Annotated in this window: 16 protein-coding genes and 1 tRNA gene; 10 read left to right on the top strand and 7 right to left on the bottom strand. The window is 58.1% G+C overall.

What is annotated here, in order from left to right:
- Positions 1–85: 85 nt before the first annotated feature.
- The gene (gene mgtE, locus L8K08_RS09705) at positions 86–1,528 is read left to right on the top strand and encodes a magnesium transporter (RefSeq protein WP_145159361.1); all 1,443 of its coding nucleotides are present in this window, start codon (positions 86–88) and stop codon (positions 1,526–1,528) included.
- 115 nt (positions 1,529–1,643) lie between these two features.
- Here mgtE and L8K08_RS09700 read toward each other — a convergent pair whose 3' ends face one another.
- The 3 genes from L8K08_RS09700 to L8K08_RS09690 all read right to left on the bottom strand — a co-directional run bounded on the left by L8K08_RS09700 (position 1,644) and on the right by L8K08_RS09690 (position 2,780).
- Positions 1,644–1,970: an Arc family DNA-binding protein gene (locus L8K08_RS09700; protein WP_003193592.1), complete on the bottom strand. Its 327-nt coding sequence runs from the start codon at positions 1,968–1,970 to the stop codon at positions 1,644–1,646.
- Between the two features lie 392 nt (positions 1,971–2,362).
- Complete coding sequence (locus tag L8K08_RS09695; RefSeq protein ID WP_242196178.1) at positions 2,363–2,542, bottom strand: PA3371 family protein; 180 nt, start codon at positions 2,540–2,542, stop codon at positions 2,363–2,365.
- Between the two features lie 10 nt (positions 2,543–2,552).
- Positions 2,553–2,780, bottom strand: a complete 228-nt coding sequence (locus L8K08_RS09690; protein ID WP_145159360.1) for a hypothetical protein — start codon at positions 2,778–2,780, stop codon at positions 2,553–2,555.
- 328 nt (positions 2,781–3,108) lie between these two features.
- On the opposite strand from L8K08_RS09690, the gene L8K08_RS09685 reads away from it, so the two are divergent.
- Positions 3,109–3,185 (top strand) — tRNA-Arg (locus L8K08_RS09685).
- Between the two features lie 280 nt (positions 3,186–3,465).
- A complete protein-coding gene (locus tag L8K08_RS09680; protein ID WP_242196175.1) occupies positions 3,466–4,851 on the top strand; it encodes an MFS transporter in 1,386 nt (461 codons plus the stop codon).
- A 61-nt stretch (positions 4,852–4,912) separates the two neighbouring features.
- Here the strand turns inward: L8K08_RS09680 and L8K08_RS09675 are convergent, their stop codons facing one another.
- The 4 genes from L8K08_RS09675 to flgA all read right to left on the bottom strand — a co-directional run bounded on the left by L8K08_RS09675 (position 4,913) and on the right by flgA (position 7,502).
- The gene (locus L8K08_RS09675) at positions 4,913–5,662 is read right to left on the bottom strand and encodes a flagellar brake protein (RefSeq protein ID WP_119741971.1); all 750 of its coding nucleotides are present in this window, start codon (positions 5,660–5,662) and stop codon (positions 4,913–4,915) included.
- A 96-nt stretch (positions 5,663–5,758) separates the two neighbouring features.
- A complete protein-coding gene (locus tag L8K08_RS09670) occupies positions 5,759–6,229 on the bottom strand; it encodes a flagellar protein FlgN (RefSeq protein WP_145159358.1) in 471 nt (156 codons plus the stop codon).
- A 48-nt stretch (positions 6,230–6,277) separates the two neighbouring features.
- On the bottom strand, positions 6,278–6,601 hold the full coding sequence (flgM, locus tag L8K08_RS09665; protein ID WP_145159357.1) for a flagellar biosynthesis anti-sigma factor FlgM: 324 nt from the start codon (positions 6,599–6,601) through the stop codon (positions 6,278–6,280).
- A gap of 142 nt (positions 6,602–6,743) precedes the next feature.
- Positions 6,744–7,502 carry a flagellar basal body P-ring formation chaperone FlgA gene (gene flgA, locus L8K08_RS09660; protein ID WP_145159356.1) on the bottom strand — a complete coding sequence of 253 codons (759 nt, stop codon included), beginning with the start codon at positions 7,500–7,502 and terminating at the stop codon, positions 6,744–6,746.
- Between the two features lie 81 nt (positions 7,503–7,583).
- On the opposite strand from flgA, the gene L8K08_RS09655 reads away from it, so the two are divergent.
- The 7 genes from L8K08_RS09655 to L8K08_RS09625 all read left to right on the top strand — a co-directional run bounded on the left by L8K08_RS09655 (position 7,584) and on the right by L8K08_RS09625 (position 13,972).
- Positions 7,584–8,516 carry a chemotaxis protein CheV gene (locus L8K08_RS09655; protein ID WP_242196171.1) on the top strand — a complete coding sequence of 311 codons (933 nt, stop codon included), beginning with the start codon at positions 7,584–7,586 and terminating at the stop codon, positions 8,514–8,516.
- A gap of 43 nt (positions 8,517–8,559) precedes the next feature.
- Positions 8,560–9,387, top strand: coding sequence for a protein-glutamate O-methyltransferase CheR (gene cheR, locus L8K08_RS09650; protein ID WP_119741973.1), 828 nt, complete (start codon positions 8,560–8,562; stop codon positions 9,385–9,387).
- 353 nt (positions 9,388–9,740) lie between these two features.
- On the top strand, positions 9,741–10,148 hold the full coding sequence (flgB, locus tag L8K08_RS09645) for a flagellar basal body rod protein FlgB (protein ID WP_010208346.1): 408 nt from the start codon (positions 9,741–9,743) through the stop codon (positions 10,146–10,148).
- Positions 10,149–10,151: 3 nt separating this feature from the next.
- Positions 10,152–10,604, top strand: a complete 453-nt coding sequence (gene flgC / locus L8K08_RS09640; protein ID WP_106576134.1) for a flagellar basal body rod protein FlgC — start codon at positions 10,152–10,154, stop codon at positions 10,602–10,604.
- A gap of 16 nt (positions 10,605–10,620) precedes the next feature.
- Positions 10,621–11,355 carry a flagellar hook assembly protein FlgD gene (gene flgD, locus L8K08_RS09635; protein ID WP_242196168.1) on the top strand — a complete coding sequence of 245 codons (735 nt, stop codon included), beginning with the start codon at positions 10,621–10,623 and terminating at the stop codon, positions 11,353–11,355.
- Between the two features lie 31 nt (positions 11,356–11,386).
- Entirely contained in the window at positions 11,387–12,697 is a 1,311-nt protein-coding gene (gene flgE / locus L8K08_RS09630; protein WP_145159354.1) for a flagellar hook protein FlgE, read from the top strand.
- A 189-nt stretch (positions 12,698–12,886) separates the two neighbouring features.
- Positions 12,887–13,972 carry a hypothetical protein gene (locus L8K08_RS09625; protein WP_178119658.1) on the top strand — a complete coding sequence of 362 codons (1,086 nt, stop codon included), beginning with the start codon at positions 12,887–12,889 and terminating at the stop codon, positions 13,970–13,972.
- Positions 13,973–14,028: the final 56 nt, after the last annotated feature.

The raw sequence follows: 14,028 nt of genomic DNA, 5'->3' as shown, positions 1-14,028 counted from the left end.
AGTTACTTAGTACCCCGTTTTACCAATCATGAATTGACTGATTGATCCTTCCGGCGTGCCCCGCTGCTGGGAGTGGAGTTCGCCTATGACCGAAGTAGAAGTAAAGAAAACGCAAGACAGCCTGCAGGATCGCCTGGCTCAAGTCATCGAGCTGCTGCAGCGCCAGCGCGTGGTCGAAGACCTCACGCACCGCCAGGAAGGTCCGCATCACGACCGCGTCGAAAACCTGGTGCACCGGCAGAACCTCGTCGAGCTGCAACGCAAGCTCGATGACCTGCACTCCGCCGACGTTGCCTATATCCTCGAAGCCTTGCCGCTGGATGATCGACTGACCCTGTGGCAGTTGGTGAAGGCCGACCGCGACGGCGATATTCTCCTCGAGGTATCCGACTCGGTCCGTGAAACCCTGATCGCCGACATGGACGATCATGAGCTCCTGGCAGCAGCCAGGGAGATGGACGCCGACGAACTGGCCGACCTGGCCCCCGAGCTGCCCCGTGATGTTGTCCATGAGCTGATGGAAGCGCTCGACAGCCAGCAGCGTGAGCGAGTGCGCTCCGCGCTGTCCTACGACGAGGATCAGGTCGGCGCATTGATGGACTTCGAGATGGTCACCATCCGCGAAGACGTCAGCCTGGAAGTGGTACTGCGTTATCTGCGTCGCCTGAAAGAGTTGCCTGGTCACACCGACAAATTGTTTGTGGTCGACTACGAAGGCATTCTCAAGGGCGTGCTGCCAATCAAGCGTCTGCTGGTAAATGATCCGGATAAGAAAGTTGCGGATTTGATGGCCAGCGACACCGTGAGCTTTCACCCGGATGAGGACGCCTACGAGGCGGCGCAGGCGTTTGAGCGTTACGACTTGATCTCGGCGCCGGTGGTCGACAAGAACGGCAAGCTGATTGGCCGTTTGACCATCGACGAAATGGTCGACCTGATTCGTGAAGAAAGTGAAACCGAAGTCCTCAACATGGCCGGTTTGCGTGAAGAGGAAGACATTTTTGCGTCGGTCTGGCGCTCTCTGCATAACCGTTGGGCCTGGCTGGCGATCAACCTGATCACAGCCTTTATCGCCTCGCGCGTGATCGGGCTGTTTGAAGGTTCGATCGAGAAGCTGGTGGCCTTGGCGGCGCTGATGCCGATTGTGGCGGGTATCGGCGGCAACTCCGGTAACCAGACGATCACCATGATCGTGCGTGCGATGGCACTGGATCAGGTGAGTACGGCCAATTCCTCGCGCCTGCTGCGCAAAGAGCTGGCCGTGGGCCTGATCAATGGCCTGGTGTGGGGTGGCGTGATCGGCGTGGTGGCTTACTTGCTGTATGGCAGTTGGTCGCTTGGCGTCGTGATGACCGCCGCCATGACCCTCAACCTGCTACTGGCGGCGTTGATGGGGGTGTTGATCCCCATGACTCTGGCGCGCCTTGGGCGTGATCCGGCGATGGGTGCCAGTGTGATGATCACTGCCATGACCGACAGCGGCGGCTTCTTCATCTTCCTGGGTCTGGCGACGATCTTTCTGCTCTGATCCCCTCAGCGGGAGCACATCTGCTCCCGCTTTGCCGTCTGTTCCCGGCACTCATTTATCAAATCGCAGGCAAAAAAAAGCCAGCACATGGCTGGCTTCGGCTTTCAACTGCAGATCAATTGGCTTCTGCGGCCGCCTCAACGTCGTGCGCAATAAGCGAGACGAGAGCATTTTGCTGGCGGTGGGAGAGCTGACGAAAACGCTGCAGCAGTTCGCGTTCGTGCAGTGACAGCTCAGGGCTGTCCAGGCGCATGCTCAACTCTTCGCCCAGCGCACCTTCCTGAATAAGGCTCTGTTCCAGGCGCGCGATGATTTCGGAGTTCATGCTGCGGTGATGATTGCGAGCCACCTCGGCAATGCGTTCCCGCATTCCGTCTGGCAGACGTACGACGAACTTGTCAGCCGTACGGCTGGAATAAATTGCCTGTTTCAATGGGCGCATATATTTAACCGGTTAGTTCAGGGGAGCGGTTTTTGGAATTGGCCGCAAGATGAGTCTTAAGACAAGGCTCACGACCAAAGTTCAACCCGAATTACAAAGAGGCCGCATCATGCCTCAGATTTGACAGTTCCTTGGCGTCAATTCTGTGACAAATATTGAACTGCCTAAAGGCTTTATGCCAGCACTCATTTGCATTTTTGCGGACTGGTTTGAAAACTTTTCAACGAGTGATTCCGCAAAGGAACTTCTCGCAAGTCCAGGCCACGGCGGGGTTTGAGGCCGCACATCCTATAGCAATATGGCCTTTTGCCCTCGCGTTTAAGACTAGTGGCAATTTGCCGATTTACTAGCACGAGGCGACATAAGGTAGGGGGACAAGCAGGAGGGAGGGATCAGCGTAAGACGGGGTCGAATTTGATTCTGCGGCCCATGATGAGCGTCAGCAGCAGAAGGCTTGCACATACACCGGCAGCAACAAAAGCGGTGGTTTGCGTATCCTGGGCATCGGCGCCAAGGCCTGCGATGCCAGTTGCAACGGTCAGGCACAAAAACAGCCAGGCAGATTTAGTCATTCACGATCCCTCAGAAAACCCAGTGTTCAGATGCTGGCGCGGCCTGACTGCCCTGGGTCAGGCGTACCGGCGATTGTGCGTTGGGCGTCATCACCGCCAATTGCGGGCGTTGTTGCAAATGGTGCGGCACCGCCTGGCTGATCTGTGCGGGATCATTGCTGCCAGTCGATTGAAAATGGAAAGTCACCAATGCAGCAAGGGCTACGGTGTTGAGGGCTAACAGAAGGGCACTGTTCATGGTCATGTTCTCCGCTTAACGCCGTGGCCGGTTAGGTTTTGTAGGAGAAGTATTGCAGGTCTCGTGCCAAACTATTATTTCAATAAAATCAGTGCCTTAAGTCTACTTTAACCGCCTGTAAGGTTGCAATTTGCAATGCTGGCATTTTGGGGGAGTGCATTTTGCACGACGGTGATGGATCCCCCGGTTTTACGGGTTCAAACCGCGCTCTGCAGAACAAGGACAGGCCTACGCTCAAAAAGCCAACGGACGACATGACAAAACCTACCTCGGCCGTTAACATGCACGCCGTCCGTCGCCGCGCCTCTTGTCCGGTGGCCGTCACTTTGTCCCAGTAGCTCAATTGGATAGAGCATCCCCCTCCTAAGGGGAAGGTTGGCCGTTCGAACCGGCCCTGGGACACCAGATTCAGCACCTGTGAAAAAGCCCCGTCCAGAGCGCTCTGGCGGGGCTTTTTTGTGCGCGCTTGGTGAACACCGGTCGAACCTTGCAGCCGTTGAGGGTTCACAGCAGGTGCGCGGTGTATTTATCGCAAACTGTGTACCTTGCACATGGTCAGGCAGCGTCTGAGCCATAAGCAAAATATTCCCCGGATACAGCCGATATCGCCTGTCCGGACCCGGCAACCCCGGACTATCATGCCGATAGCCCTGACTCTCACTGCAAGGAGCCGCTCGGAACGCCGATGCGCCAGATCTGGAAATCTTTTCGAGCCCTTTATTTCGCCTCCTTGATGATGTTGATCGGGTCCGGCCTGCTCAGCACCTATCTTGCCTTGCGCCTGGCAGCCGACCACGTCGACAGCCTGTGGGTGGGTGCGCTGATGGCGGCTAACTACTTTGGCCTGGTGTTGGGCGGCAAGATCGGGCACCGCCTGATCGCCCGTGTCGGGCATATTCGCGCCTATGCCACGTGTGCCGGGATTGTCGGGGCTGCCGTTTTGGGCCATGGCCTGATCAACTGGCTGCCCGCCTGGATCGTACTGCGGATGATCGTGGGCCTGGGGATGATGTGCCAGTACATGGTTATCGAGAGCTGGCTCAATGAGCAGGCGGACGCCAAGCAGCGTGGCGTGGTGTTCAGCGGTTATATGATTGCCTCCTACCTCGGGCTGGTGCTGGGTCAACTGATCCTGGTGATGCATCCGGAGCTCGGCCTCGAACTGCTGATGTTGGTCGCGCTGTGCTTCGCCCTGTGCCTGGTGCCGGTCGCCATGACCCGGCGCATTCACCCGGCGCCTTTGCATCCTGCGCCGATGGAGCCGCGCTTCTTTATAAAGCGCGTGCCCCAGTCGCTTAGTACCGTGCTGGGCGCAGGGCTGATCGTAGGTTCGTTCTATGGTCTGGCACCGCTCTATGCTTCGCAGCAAGGCCTGACCACCGAGCAAGTGGGTCTGTTCATGGGGAGCTGCATTTTCGCCGGGCTGGTGGTGCAGTGGCCTTTGGGCTGGCTCTCAGACCGCTATGATCGCGCCTTGCTGATTCGGTGTTTTGCCTTATGCCTGGCAGTGGCAGCGTTGCCGTTGGCGCTGCTGACCAAGGTGCCTCTGGAAGTGCTGTTCGTGGCCGGGTTCTTGTGTTCCTTGGTGCAGTTCTGCCTGTATCCGTTGGCGGTGGCGTTTTCCAATGACCACGTCGAGGGTGATCGGCGGGTGTCGCTGACCGCGATGTTGCTGGTCACCTACGGCATAGGCGCCAGTGTCGGACCGTTGCTGGCGGGCGTGGTCATGAAGCTGTTCGGCAGCCATATGCTGTATGCGTTTTTCAGCCTGTGTGCGTTGATTCTGGTGTGGCGTATCCGGCCGAAGGCGGTGACCAACCTGCACCAAGTGGACGATGCGCCGCTGCACCACGTGGCAATGCCTGACAGCATGTCCAGCTCGCCGCTGGTGGCATGTCTGGACCCTCGGGTGGATGAGGCGGTGGTGCAGGAGCAGATGCAGACTACCGTGCCGGATCCTGAGCCTGACACTGATCCACAGCCGCCGGCAGACGAGCCAGCTTTCGAAGGGCCGCCGGAACCTCTGGGGCCGGAGGAGCATCCTCACGACTTGAGCAGGGCGCGCCCCTGAATGCAAAAACGGGCAGATCCCATCAGGGTCTGCCCGTTTTTTTTGTCGCGATCCTTAACGCTTAAAGATCGTCGTCTTTGTCAAAGCGTCGCGCCTCGCGCTGCAGCTGATACACAAACCGCTCCACCTGGCGCTGCACCAGCCCGCTCATGTTGTGAAAGCGCACGCCGGCGAAGGTGGTGTTGATCTTGTCTTCGAAGTGCAGGTAACGCAGCTCGACAGAGGTGGTCATGCTGCCAAAGGGCAGGGCGGCAATAAAGCGGTCATAGACCTGGCCCAGTTGCAGGCGCTCGGAAATGTCGCCTTCAAAGCGCAATTTGCAGCCGGTGGCGGAGATGTCCAGAAGCTTGCCGCTGATCGGCGCCTTGAGCTTCTCGCCGCCCAGTTCGATGCTGACCAGTTGCGCCAGCTTCAACGCCGCGCGAAAGGCATTGCGGCGTTGGTGGTAAACCACCTCGTCGGGCATGCTGCCGGTGTAGATGCGGTGGCCGTCTTTTTCACTGATTGTCAGTGTGCCGTTGCTTTCCCAGGCGACGCGTACGCCATCGTGGAAACCTTCGATACGAAAGGGTTCGCCATTCTCGAGGTAGCGTTCACCGTCACGCGGAATCATTTCGTCCAGGATCAGCGTCTTGCTGTCCCGGTCAACGTCCACCAGGTAGCTTTGAAAGCGCTGGCTGCGTTCATGGAAAGTGATGATCAGTGGATCATGGCTTTCTTGCAGCATCCGCAATGTGCTGGCGATTTCCAGAGGCGTGGTGAGCACCTTGGGTGGCTGCGGAGCATCTTCCGCATTAAGGGCGTTGAACACGGTTCTTCCATCTCCAGACAAAATACGACTACACGCAAGAACCGGCATTTTGCCAGCATGTAGCGCGCCTTGGATAGGGCGCGCTGTAAACCACTGTCAGGCTTGGCTGCGGGTGCTTGGCTTGACCAGACGCGAGGTGGAACCCTGGGCGTTATACAGCGCCGGGGGTTCTCCGCCGTGAAGGATGCGCAACTGATTGGCCGTCGTCGCTTGCTGCAGCTGGATCGACTGACCGTTGAGCAGGTTGGCTTCCTGGCACTGGGCAAGTAATTGATTAAGTGCGGTGCTCTGCGCCAGCAACTGATCGCCAACCGAAGAGTGGCTGGCCAGTTGTGCGAGGCCGTCGTGATCAGCCGGGAGGCCCAGGCTGAGAAGAATTTCGCTGCGCTTTTTGCCATGCTGCTCAAGCAGCACAATCAGCGACTGCTTGCGCGCCAGAATTTCTTCCAGCAGGCGCATGTCCCGGCCGTACAGGGCCAGGGATTCTTCCTTTAGCAGCTCGAGCAAATGTTGCGTCGGCGCCAGATCATCAATGATCAGTTGAAGCAAATGTTCGTCGTGGTGCATGGCTGGCCTTGGGTTTTAAGCGTCCAAAAGCCCTGCGCAGGCCTTTGCCTAGCGCTCGGCTTCGAAGTTAAGCAGCTTGCTGGCTACACGGCTGCTGTCGACTTTGTAGCTGCCATCGGCGACGGCCTGTTTCAACTCGGCCACACGGGCTTTATTGACAACCGGCTGGTCGCGCAGCGAGTCAGTGACCTTTTGCAACTGTTGAGCCTCATTGCTCAGGTGAACCGATTCCCCGCTTTGGCTGGCGCTGGCCTGTTCGGTCTTGGCGGGCGCTGGCTGGGCCTTGGCTTCTACGCTGTCCTTGGCACCGCTGGTGCGCGTATTGCCGGGCAATGCCGGGGTGTTATTCAAACGACTGAAATCGATGACCATGATAAAAAAACCTCTGGGTATTTGGACGCTTGCCATGTTTTCGGCCATACCCGGACAAACTTTAGGCTCGATTGACAATAAACCTGTACAGGTCGACATCCAGAGCACAGTGTAGGAAAAGCTGGCGCTTGATACCAGTGATCTATAAAGCGACCTCGACTTGGCCTGGCGCCATCACCTGTGCCTTGATCACGCGATTGGAATTGAGGTTCTTCACCCGGATCTGTTCGCTCATGCCGCCATTGGACAGCGCCTCGCCGGGCATCTTTACCGTCAGCCCGCCGCTGCTGGCGGAAATCACCACTTGGTCGCCCTTGCGAATCACTTCAGCCTGCTCCAGATGCACCAGCGTAATCACCTGGTCGGCGACCATTGGTCGGGTAAGTTTTTGCCCGACGGCCTGGTCCACAGAGGTGAGATAACCCTGGCTGATCGAGCTGATATCCCGTTCACGCAGCGCAACGTCTTCAAACCCGATGATGCCCGTCCGTTTGAGCGGGCGTGTGACAACCACTACATCACGAAACAGTTTGACCTGCGCCGGGACGAACACAGTCCAGGGCGAGGCGCCGTCGCAGCGTACTTTGACCGTCACGCGGCCGATGGGCTGGGCGGGACTTTCCAGGGTGGCTGTCAATTCCTTGTCGCACATGGGCATGCGCAGGCGCGGGTCCAACTGGTTCACCTGAATTTCATAACGTCCCGGCGTCTGCGTGGTCGCCAGATAATCTTCTACAGTGAATTCAAGAAAGCCTTGAGTGACGCCGATAAGGAGATCAGGCAGGGTGACATTATCTGCACGGGCCATGGTGCCCGTGCCCAAGGCAAGCAACGCCAGCCAGACGCAGACAACTCTGCGGTAGCGTGGGATGCGTCGGGAAACTGTCGTTTTAAGGTTCATAAATCTATAAATAGCAAAGCTCGTGCCGTTTAGTGTTGGGTACGCGTCGTACCCCTAAGGTTTTTGCGTAGGAGTCTGGGCATGGCAGGAGTAATGGATTCAGTAAACCAGCGCACACAGCTGGTAGGGCAGAATCGCCTGGAGTTGTTGCTTTTTCGCCTGGACGGCAAGCAGCTGTACGGCATCAACGTGTTTAAAGTGCGGGAAGTGCTGCAGTGTCCCAAACTGACGATCATGCCCAAGTCCAGTCCGGTGGTGTGTGGCGTGGCCAACATTCGTGGTGCGACCATTCCCATTCTTGACCTGGCCTTGGCCACCGGCTCTGCGGGGCTGCAGGACCGTCAGAATCCGTTCGTGATCATTACCGAATACAACACCAAGACCCAGGGTTTTCTGGTGCGCTCGGTGGAACGCATCGTCAACATGAACTGGGAGGAAATCCACCCGCCGCCCAAGGGCACGGGGCGCGATCACTACCTGACGGCGGTGACACGGGTCGATAACCAGTTGGTGGAAATCATCGACGTGGAGAAGATCCTCGCGGAAGTGGCACCGACCTCCGAGTCGATTTCGGTAGGCGTCGTCGACGCCGAAACGGCGCACAAGGCAATCTCGCTGCGCGTGCTGACCGTGGACGACTCCTCGGTCGCGCGCAAGCAGGTGACCCGTTGCCTGCAGACCGTCGGCGTGGAAGTGGTGGCCCTCAACGACGGTCGCCAGGCCCTGGATTACCTGCGCAAGCTGGTGGACGAAGGCAAGAAGCCGGAAGAAGAATTTTTGATGATGATCTCCGACATCGAGATGCCGGAAATGGATGGCTACACGCTCACGGCCGAAATACGCAACGATCCACGCATGCAAAAATTGCATATCATCCTGCATACTTCGTTGTCGGGCGTATTCAATCAGGCGATGGTCAAGAAGGTCGGTGCCGATGACTTTCTGGCCAAATTCCGCCCTGATGACCTGGCATCCCGGGTAGTCGACCGGATCAAGGCAGCAGATCACGGCTAAGGGGAGTTCCCCTGGCGGTCACACGATTTAAGAGGCGGTATCATTGTCTACGGGTAATTTGGATTTCGAACAGTTCCGGGTCTTCCTGGAAAAAGCCTGTGGCATATTGCTCGGTGAAAACAAGCAGTACCTGGTATCCAGCCGCCTCAACAAACTGATGGAGCAGCAGGGCATCAAGTCGCTGGGCGAGTTGGTCCAGCGCATTCAGGGCCAGCCGCGCAGCGGGCTCAAGGAAATGGTGGTGGATGCCATGACCACCAACGAAACCCTGTGGTTTCGGGATACCTACCCCTTCGAAGTGCTCAAGAACAAAGTGCTGCCGGAGGCCATCAAGGCCAGCCCGGGCCAGCGCTTGCGTATCTGGTCGGCCGCTTGCTCCTCGGGGCAGGAACCGTACTCGATCTCGATGTCCATCGACGAATTCGAGCGCACGAACATGGGCCAGTTGAAGGCCGGGGCGCAGATTGTCGCCACTGACTTGTCCGGCACCATGCTCACCAATTGCAAGACCGGCGAGTACGACAGCCTGGCCCTGGGCCGTGGTTTGTCTCAGGAGCGCCTGCAGCGTTACTTCGACCCCAAAGGGGCGGGGCGCTGGGCAGTCAAGGCACCGATCAAGAGCCGGGTGGAGTTTCGTTCGTTCAACCTGCTCGACAGCTACGCCAGCCTGGGCAAGTTCGACATGGTGTTCTGCCGCAACGTGCTGATCTATTTCTCGGCCGAAGTGAAGAAAGACATCCTGTTGCGCATCCACGGCACGCTCAAGCGTGGTGGGTACCTGTTCCTCGGTGCGTCCGAGGCGCTGAACGGGTTGCCGGATCATTACCAGATGGTGCAGTGCAGCCCCGGTATCATTTACCAGGCCAAGTGATCGGCACATGAGCATTAAAAAACGGGAGGCCCGCAAAGGCCTCCCGTTTTTTATGCGCGCGATTCGGCAGGGTTCAAGCCCAGGCGACGCAATATTCAGTGTTCAGGCCGTTGCATTGAAGGGCTGCCTGCTGAACCTGTCGTCCAAGCAGCCGTGTCACTGCCGGCAGTTTGCATAAAAGCGGCAACCGGTATTGCCGCTTTACTGGCGCCACGCGGAAGGCCGTTGCCGCTTTTCTGGCATTGCCACCGGCAAACTCCCCGCAAACCCTTGAATTACGGGCCCCGATGGAATTGGCATGCGCCTTGCTATAACCCTGTTACGAAAAGCAGGTCAGCCTAAAGGTTTCCGCCATGAGCATCAGCTTCGATAAAGCGCTCGGTATCCACGAACAAGCCCTGGGCTTCCGCGCCCAGCGTGCCGAAGTCCTGGCCAACAACATTGCCAACGCCGACACCCCGAACTACAAGGCTCGGGACCTGGACTTCTCTGCCGTGCTCGCTGCACAGCAGGACAAGACCAAGAACGGCACCTTCGCCTTGAACATGACCAACAGCCGTCATATTGAAGCGCAAGGCTTGAGCAATGGTGACGAGTCGTTGCTGTATCGCACGCCGATGCAGCCATCGATCGACCAGAACACCGTCGACGCCCAGCTGGAGCAATCGGCCTACGCCGAAAACTCGGTGAACTTCCAGGCCAGCTTCACCCTGCTCAACAGCAAATTCAAAGGGCTGATGTCAGCCCTGCGTGGAGAGTAAGCCATGTCCTTAGCCAGTGTTTTCAATATTGCCGGCAGTGGCATGAGCGCGCAGACCACGCGCCTGAACACCGTCGCCAGTAACATCGCCAACGCCGAAACCGTGTCTTCGAGCATTGACCAGACCTACCGTGCCCGTCACCCGGTGTTCGCCACCATGTTTCAGGACGGCCAAAGTGGCCAGAGCGGTAGCGGCGACTCGCTGTTCCAGAACCAGGACGCCGCAGGCCAGGGCGTGCAGGTGCTTGGCGTGGTCGAAGACCAGAGCAATCTGGAAGCCCGCTACGAACCCAACCATCCCGCCGCGAACGAAAAGGGTTACGTGTACTACCCCAACGTCAACGTGGTCGAGGAAATGGCCGACATGATTTCCGCCAGCCGCTCGTTCCAAACCAACGCGGAAATGATGAACACCGCCAAAACCATGATGCAGAAGGTCCTGACCCTGGGTCAGTGATAAGGGGCGCCAAATAATGGCCATTGTTGATAGCACTTCTACGACAACCAACACGCCGGTTCAGGACCTTTTCAACTCCAAGGTCAAGACCTCGACGGACAACAGCGGCCTCGCTTCGGTGGCCACGGCGGCCACCGGTAACCAGGCGCTGGGTAAAGATGCATTCCTGCAGCTGCTGGTAACCCAGCTGAAAAACCAGGACCCGCTGTCGCCACAGGACAACGGCGCCTTCGTGGCCCAGCTGGCTCAGTTCAGTAGCCTGGAAGGCATCAACACCCTGAACGACTCGGTGAATGCGATCTCCAGCAACTTCAGCTCCTCGCAAGCGCTGCAGGCGTCGTCGATGGTCGGGCGTTCGATCATCACCCAGACCGACAAGGCCATGGTTGATACCAGCAAGAGCATGACCGGCTCGGTGGCGGTGACCGCGGCGACGGGCAACGTCTCCGTGAAGATCACCGACAAGGACGGCAACGTGGTCCGCACCCTCGACATGGGTGCCCAAAGCGCCGGTGATTCCAGCTTTATCTGGGATGGCAAGGACGATAACGGCGAGGTCGCCCCCGCCGGGACTTATACCTTCGCGGCCAGCACCAAAAATGATACGGGCGACTCGGTTGCCTTGTTGACCTCGCTGCCGGCAACAGTGACCAGCGTGACGTTGAGCCAGACCGGCGGCGAAATGCTGCTCAACCTTGCCGGCGGCATGGGCAGCGTCAAGCTGTCGCAAATTCAGACTATCGGTACATAGAGCCGGCTAAATACGGCAGAAGGAGAGAAACATGTCTTTTAACATCGGCCTTAGCGGCCTCTATGCGGCCAACAAACAACTGGACGTGACCGGCAACAACATCGCCAACGTCGCGACCACGGGCTTCAAGTCGTCCCGTGCCGAGTTCTCGGACATCTACGCCGCGTCCAAGCTGGGCACCGGCCAGAATAGTGTCGGCAGTGGTGTAAACCTGGCGGCCGTTTCCCAGCAGTTCACCCAGGGTGACGTCAACAACACCGGTGGTCTGCTGGACATGGCGATCCAGGGCGGCGGCTTCTTCGTTCAGAAGGGCAGTGACGGCTCGCTGGAATACACCCGCAGCGGTGCCTTCCGTTCGGATAAAGACGGCTACATCACCAACAACACCGGCACCTCGCGTCTGCAAGGCTACGCGGCGGACGCCGACGGCAACATCATCAAGGGCGCGCTGACCGACCTGCAACTGAACCTGTCGAACCTGCCGCCCAAGGCGTCCACCAAAGTCGATTCCACCAGTAACCTGAACTCGTCTTCGCCGGTGATCGATCAAACGACCAAGCCGTTTGATCCAACGGACTCCACCACCTTCAGCACCCAATACAACACCACCTTGTATGACACCCAGGGCAACGCCCACCCAATGGTGCAATACCTGGTGAAAACAGATTCCAACACCTGGAAATCCTACACCCTGATCGATGGCCGTAACCCTGACGGTTCGGCGCCTACCGGCACAGGCTCGACGCCGCCGGTCGCCTCGACGTTGAGCTTCGACGGTTCCGGCAAGCTCACCGGGATTGTCACGGGCACCACTTCCAGCACCACCTTGCAGCTGACCGGCTGGGTGCCAGGCACAGTGACCGACGGCGTGTGGACCCAAAACGGTGCGAACGCCAACCCAGGTGGGATTGCCATCAACATGAGCAACATCACCCAGTACAACTCGGCCACCTACCGTAACCCCCCGGTCACCGATGGCTACGCCACCGGCCAGATTACCGGCCTGAACATTGACGGTAACGGCGTGTTGTTCGCCACCTTCAGCAACCAGCAGAGCAAGTCCATCGGCCAGCTTTCCCTGGCCAGTTTCAACAACGAACAAGGCCTGCAGCCGGCGGGCGGCACCACTTGGAAAGAAACCTATGCATCGGGCCAGCCGGGTTACGACACCCCGCAAGCCGGTACCCTGGGTTCGATCGTGTCCAAATCCCTGGAGAACTCCAACGTCAACCTGACCAACGAGCTGGTGGACCTGATCAAGGCCCAGAGCAACTATCAGGCGAACGCCAAGACCATCTCCACTCAGAGCACCATCATGCAGACCATCATTCAGATGACCTGATGCTGTTGGCCTGACGCGCACGCGCAACAAAAGCCCCTCGATCGAGGGGCTTTTTTTTGCCTGCCATTTGGCATCGGGGAGTATTCCCACCTCTCGCCTGATTACAGCCGACAGGCCCGTGTTGGAACCGGCCACACGGTTCTTCCCACTCATCAAGCCTCAACGTGTTCGATCACAAGGTGGCTCGGTATGGGAAGTTCGTCGATGTCCGGCCAAGGGGCTGGAGGTGTGCGTTATGGCGTTGGGTGGGCAGGGCAGTTCCTGAATGGCGTCAGCCGATCAGAGGGCAACCGGGATGCGTTCGATGCCGATAAAGAGGCGGTCACGCAGCTTCTCAGGCAGTTGGATGACGCCGAGAAAACCTCCAAAAACCAGACGGTCCAGGACCTGCGCGACAAGCTCAATGACAAGCGAAACGCGCTGGGAGAGGAAAAATTCAAAGCGATCCTTGAGCAGCTGAAGCGCGATGCGGTCACAGATTTTCTTGCGCTGTTGAAGAGGCTGTTTCCGGAGCTGTTTGCAGATGACGCGACTCCGTCTCCAACACCGCGTCCCACACCGTCGCCAGACCGCGGTGGCGGTGGCGGTGATGGCGGCCGGGTTAATCCAAGCGATTTTGGCGGCAGTGAGCCCATGAGTAATCTGCCGATTACCGAAGGCTCCAAGCATTTCAACTACAAGCCGGACGCAAGTAACCCGGGCAAGAAACCGGACAATATCTGGAGTGGATTCAGCCAGGGGCCTGATGGTAATTGCGTCACGGTTGCCGCGATAAAGGGGGCGATGATGAAGTTTGGGCAGAAGCCCACTGATGTTTTCGCTGAGGTGCATGAGACCGCTGGTGGCTATCACGTCAAGATGCGCGATGGGTTCGAACTGGATTTATCCAAGGCTGAACTGAGGTACGCCGCCAGTTACGCGCAGTTCAAGGGGGATAACCCCTCGATGATGACCGACGCCAACTTCATGTACGCGGTGAGTGCCAAGCGTGCACAGATGGAAGGGAATGGTTTTGATGACAATCCCGAGGCTTCAAAACAGAGTTTTGCGCATGCGATGCAAAGCTTGAACAACGGTGAGATGGGGCAAGAGGCGCTGGACCGGCTTGGGTTGAAGGGCCTCTACAAAGCCTCTTCGAGTTCGGAGCTGGCAAGCGGCACACTGGGCGTTGTCGACTATGGCGGCCATTCAATGGCGGTAATTGGCGGGCGCGTGGAGTTGTGGGGAGGGCGGGGCGGCGCTCCCCAGGAAGGCAACGCCTACGAATTCGTTTAGCGTAAAAACAAAAAACCGATAAACCCACTGCAGCAGGGTCTATCGGTTTTTTTCAA

Source organism: Pseudomonas sp. TREG-RG-20F-10-E-6-01, from assembly GCF_022662455.1.
GTDB lineage: Bacteria > Pseudomonadota > Gammaproteobacteria > Pseudomonadales > Pseudomonadaceae > Aquipseudomonas.
The sequence above is the reverse complement of the archived record's forward strand: the minus strand, read 5'-3'. Positions and strand labels throughout refer to the sequence as shown.